Source organism: Flavobacterium sp. TMP13 (genome assembly GCF_050847115.1).
Lineage (GTDB): Bacteria > Bacteroidota > Bacteroidia > Flavobacteriales > Flavobacteriaceae > Flavobacterium.
The window spans coordinates 1-4,855 of sequence record NZ_CP193658.1; the positions used below are offsets into that span (position 1 = coordinate 1).

Here is a 4,855-nt window from a genome sequence, read left to right on the forward strand (position 1 = left end):
CTTTAAAAGCTTTAAATACTTTAGGCGCTCGGTAAAGCCTATAAAATAAAGGGCTTACAAGTTTAAAGGAAACTTTTTATAAGCGAAAAGAAACTTTTTATAAGCGAAAAGAAACTTTTTATAAGCGAAAAGAAACTTTTTATAAGCGAAAAGAAATACAATTATAAACAGTTTCTTTTTTTAGTTTCTTTTGTTATATTTACCCCATGGAAACACAAAACACCCTCCCCGAAAAGAAAATTAGACAACATAATACTATCACTTCTGGGCGTTATGATTTTTCAGCGTGTCAATTAGATGTGCTCTTTATGTTATTGGCTTCGTTAAAGGAAGATGATGACCCCAGTAAAGTTTATAATATACGTGTTCGGGATATTGAATTGATTACAGGACGTAAATGGAACTATCAGCAGTTAAAAGATGGTAACGAGGGGTTAATGTCTAGAGTTTTTGAAGTTCAAGAAGCAGAAGGATTAGCCCAAGTTGTTCTATTCTCTAAAGTCAAATATTTAGACGGTACAGGTAGTTTTGATATGAAAATTAATCAAGATGCTCGTCCATATTTTTTTGAATTAAAGAACAATTTTACCCTTTTAGAATTAAAATCTGTACTAGGTTGCACCTCTAAACATGCCAAGAGATTATATTCCTTGGCTTGTCAATGGCGTGGCACAGGAGGACATACTTACGGTCTTGGGGAGTTCAAAGAAATGTTAGGATTAAAAGACCCGAAAGGAAAAGAATCGGAGCAATACACTAAAGTTAGTATGTTTAAAAAACAGGTTTTAGATATTGCAAAGAAGCAAATCAATGAAAATACCGATATTATTTTTGATTATGAACTATTAAAAACTCGAGGGCGAAGCTTCGATACAATTAAGCTCTTTTGTGGTTTTTCTAAACCAAAACTTCAAATGGAAATTGATTTTAAAGGAGATATTGAACAACAAAAGAAAAATGGTGAATTACTTCAGAAAATCGAAAATATTAAAGCTATTGGAATACGTGAAGACTTGGCAGAACTATGGGCGGTTAAATATTGGAAAGAATTTGTTTCTGAAAAAAACAATCTAATTGAACAGATGCAAAAAGGTAAACCAATTGAAGATAAAGCAGCCTATTTAGCTGGAATTTTTAAGAAGAAAGGACATGTATAAACTAAAAGAAGTTGCTGAAATTTTAGGAGTATCCGACAGAAGTGTCGAGCGGTATTTAAAAAGCTATTTTTCGTTAGAAAAGGGCACTTACCAAGTGTCTGAGAAGATGCTAGAGGTACTAAAATCTGAATATTTAGAGAGTGAATACGACAGCATTGTCGAGGAGTTTACTAAAGACGAATATCAAGAATTTCAAAAAAGACTATCGGAGTACCCACTTTTAAAAGAACGGATAGAATACATTTTAAATGATATGGAGTATTATAGGAATTCTATGAGTAGTAAAGAAAAGCAAATGGAAGTACTCTTAAATATGATGGAACAACGTAATTTTATTGAGGCTAAAGAGAAAAAATTAGATAAATGAAATTTGTATAATAATAATTTATGAGGAAAATAATTTTAAGATTTGGATCTTTGAATAATGTTGTGAAATGGTCATTAATTTTGTCCGTTTTTTATATTGTAATTTATAAAATAGATTTTGAAACATTTAGAACTTTAAATTCTATCCCGCTCATTTTTTCTGAATTATTTGAGAAATTGTCTTATGCTATAATATTCTCGACTACTTTTTATTTTATAAATCAGCATTTGCCTAAAGAAAATAAAAAAGTTAAAGTTGCATTATTGTTACAATGGGAAATTAAAATTTTAGAACGAGATGTCACAAACTTTCTATCTGCCTTAGGTTTGTCTAGTGCTATCCAAGATCCAGTTTCTATAAAAGAAATTAAAAAGCTTTTAGATATTCAAGCTAGAAAAATGGGTAGTCCTATAAATTGTCAGAATACAAATTTATATTTCAGAAGTCACATTGATTATTTTCAATATATCTTTATAAAAATGAAGGAAAACATAAATGAAATTATCAAATATTCTGAATATTTTGACGAAAATATCTTAGATTATTTATTAAGAATGAATGTTGCTATAGATGTGTATAAAAGTAGTTTAGCTCCGACCCATAAGTCAAATAACGTAAGTTGGCATTCCTTTGAAATATATGCGATTGCTTTTAATATGCTCAATCTAAGAAAACAATTTGATAAAAAATATTTGGTTTACTTAAAGCAAGTAAACCCATATTATAAGACAGGAGATACAAATAAAATTACAGGAATAGTTTAAAATAAAAAAAATGTATATATTTGTGTACTCATTGTGGTACACAAAATAAAACATCATATTATGGCAACTTTAGAAATTACAAGTAGGGAGTTCAGAGAAAAACAAAAAGATTTTTTTGACAAAGCCGATGAAGGTGAAAATGTAGTGATTCGGCGAGGGAAAAAACAAGCCTATGCACTTGTTCCTATATCAACTGAAGACTTATATTTTACTCCAGAAATGATAAAAAAAATAGATCTCTCTATTCAGCAAATCAAGGAGGGAAAGTTTACAGCAATTAACTCAAAAGAAGAATTAAAAAAACATCTTGATTCCCTATGAGTTATAAATTAATTCTGTCAGATCAGGCTAATAAAGAAATTAAAGAATTAAAAAAATCAGAACCTATATCTTTTAAAAAATTAAATAAACTTTTATTAGAACTTATTGAAAATCCTTATGTAGGTTCGGGAAATCCCGAACTATTAAAACATAATTATGCAGGTTATTATTCTCGAAGGATATCTCAAAAGCATAGACTTATTTATTCTATAAATGATGAAAAAATCACCGTTACTATTGTTTCTGCAAAAGGTCATTATGGAGCTAAATAATATTAAATAAAACGAGCTACTAATTCAATTTCTTTTACTCCTCCAGATTTTGTCCAGGGATCTATTTCCAAAATGTGTTTAAAAAATAAATCTTTACTTCTTTGTTTATCTTCTTCCTCGTCTGGTAGTATTACAGTACCGCCTTTAAATCGCTCTTTCTTGGCTTTAGCGTTCCATTTTCGCTCAAATAATTCATTTGAAAAGGGGTGAAAATATTCCATATATTTTATTTTTATAAATAATTAATACTTTTTTCCCTTCCTTTTTGATGAACAAAAGGGAAGGAAATCAAGTCAACGTGAATTTACAATGGTTTTGGTGAATAATTACTTTATTCCTAATTTGATTCTCATCCATTCAAGGATAATTACTGTGCTGATGTTAATTAAGATTCTCATAGCTTTTGTTGCTATTTTTCTTAATCGTTTTTTTGTTTTTTTGTTGAATTTCATTTTTTTTATATTATTGTTATTAATGCCTTGAAGGGCTTATTATTTTATTCGCTGTTCTTATATGTATTATTCTTAAAAAAGTTTAGATCAAAGGTCAAATCTTTAAAAATAAAAATCTGTGACATAAAATTTGGTCGTTAAAAACCTCTTATTTTTAAATATCTCCAAATCTTGAAAAGTTCAATTATTAATTTTTTTAACAGATAAAAAAATCAGTTTTTATCTGTTTTTCAAATTTACAATTCAACTATATTCAAACATAGGACAGCACATACGACAGCTAGTTTTGGTTAATTAAAATGAATTGAAAAAATTAAGTTATATTTGTATTTATAATTACGTGGTATAGCCTATTAGACTTCGTACCGAAATCATAGGCAAAAGGGACACCCTTTTGAAACCCGAAAAAATGAAATTTTCAATTTAATTTTTTATGCCCTATGGGAAAACAATACGCTGTTTTACATGTCCAAAAACATTCTTCTACTGGAGGTAATTTAGGCAATCATATCGAACGAGCTGAAGGAATGAAACACACCTATCCGCATGCTAACCCTGAAATGAAAAAACATAATAAATCATTTAAAACAGGTTATGAAGGAATGAGTTTAGGTAAGGCCGTTTTAAAGAGAATTGAGCAAGGTTACATTGGAAAAACAGCTATACGAAAAGACGCTGTGAAATTTCTTTCCCTAATTTTGTCCGGCACTCATGATCAGATAATGAAAATTAATCGCAGTGCGGAATTATATACTCCTTGGCTTCGTGCCAATGAAGCCTTTTTACAAGAAGAATTTGGGAAAGAAAACATTGTGAAATTAGAGTTACACCGAGATGAAAAAACACCTCATTTTCATGCAATTGTAGTTCCATTAACCAATGATGGCCGTCTTTCAGCTAAGGAAGTGGTAGGAGACAGAAATAAATTAAAAGCATTCCAGGATAGATATGCTGAAAAAATGAAGGCTTTTGGACTCGAGCGAGGAGAAGAGAATTCAAAAAACAACCATGTTACCACCAAAGAATTCTATGACGAACTGGAGAAAACTAGAAAAGAAGTTGAAAGTTTAGATTTAGATAGAGTTAATTTAATTCCACCAGCTCAAAAAACTCAAATGATAAAACGATATGCTAAAACTGCAACATTAGATTTGAATTTAAAAGAGCTTAAAAACTCTAAAAACAAAGGATTTAGACAATAATTTCCCGATTTTGAGAAAGTGATTAATATCAAAAAAGCTTGAGGCTAAATAAAGCGTTTTAAGACGTTGTTTTTATTTTGGCTCAAATTTACCCGTTAGGGCAAACAAAAGCAAAACAGAGCCTTAAAAAGCGTAAAATTTCGCACCGCCCGCCCCCCTTGGTGTGTTTTCTTTTTTTCTTTTTTTTGTTTTTTTGTTTTTCTCATTGGATCGGATTTCATTCCCTTTTGTTTTTTCTTCAGCAAATTTTTTCAGCGGTACAACCAAATAAAATTCCAAAAACAAAACAAATTTTCCTCGCACACGCTACTGTTTAAATA

General features: G+C 29.8%; 7 protein-coding genes. 6 read left to right on the forward strand and 1 reads right to left on the reverse strand.

What is annotated here, in order from left to right:
• Nucleotides 1–206 precede the first annotated feature (206 nt).
• Genes ACRASX_RS16360 through ACRASX_RS16380 form a run of 5 tightly spaced genes read left to right on the forward strand, consistent with a single transcriptional unit; the run spans nt 207 to nt 2,881 of the window.
• The gene (locus ACRASX_RS16360; protein ID WP_432223128.1) at nt 207–1,157 is read left to right on the forward strand and encodes a replication initiation protein; all 951 of its coding nucleotides are present in this window, start codon (nt 207–209) and stop codon (nt 1,155–1,157) included.
• Nucleotides 1,150–1,524, forward strand: coding sequence for a hypothetical protein (locus ACRASX_RS16365; RefSeq protein ID WP_432223129.1), 375 nt, complete (start codon nt 1,150–1,152; stop codon nt 1,522–1,524). Before ACRASX_RS16360 ends, ACRASX_RS16365 begins: the two co-directional genes overlap by 8 nt.
• Nucleotides 1,525–1,544: 20 nt before the next feature.
• Entirely contained in the window at nt 1,545–2,288 is a 744-nt protein-coding gene (locus ACRASX_RS16370; protein ID WP_432223130.1) for a hypothetical protein, read from the forward strand.
• A 60-nt stretch (nt 2,289–2,348) separates the two neighbouring features.
• On the forward strand, nt 2,349–2,609 hold the full coding sequence (locus ACRASX_RS16375) for a DUF2683 family protein (protein WP_432223131.1): 261 nt from the start codon (nt 2,349–2,351) through the stop codon (nt 2,607–2,609).
• Nucleotides 2,606–2,881, forward strand: coding sequence for a Txe/YoeB family addiction module toxin (locus ACRASX_RS16380; protein ID WP_432223125.1), 276 nt, complete (start codon nt 2,606–2,608; stop codon nt 2,879–2,881). Before ACRASX_RS16375 ends, ACRASX_RS16380 begins: the two co-directional genes overlap by 4 nt.
• Before the next feature lie 2 nt (nt 2,882–2,883).
• Here the strand turns inward: ACRASX_RS16380 and ACRASX_RS16385 are convergent, their stop codons facing one another.
• Nucleotides 2,884–3,102 (reverse strand): hypothetical protein, encoded by a 219-nt coding sequence (locus tag ACRASX_RS16385; protein WP_432223126.1) that lies wholly within the window; start codon nt 3,100–3,102, stop codon nt 2,884–2,886.
• A 671-nt stretch (nt 3,103–3,773) separates the two neighbouring features.
• Here ACRASX_RS16385 and mobV point away from each other — a divergent pair.
• Nucleotides 3,774–4,535, forward strand: coding sequence for a MobV family relaxase (gene mobV, locus ACRASX_RS16390; RefSeq protein WP_432223127.1), 762 nt, complete (start codon nt 3,774–3,776; stop codon nt 4,533–4,535).
• The last annotated feature ends 320 nt before the right edge of the window (nt 4,536–4,855 follow it).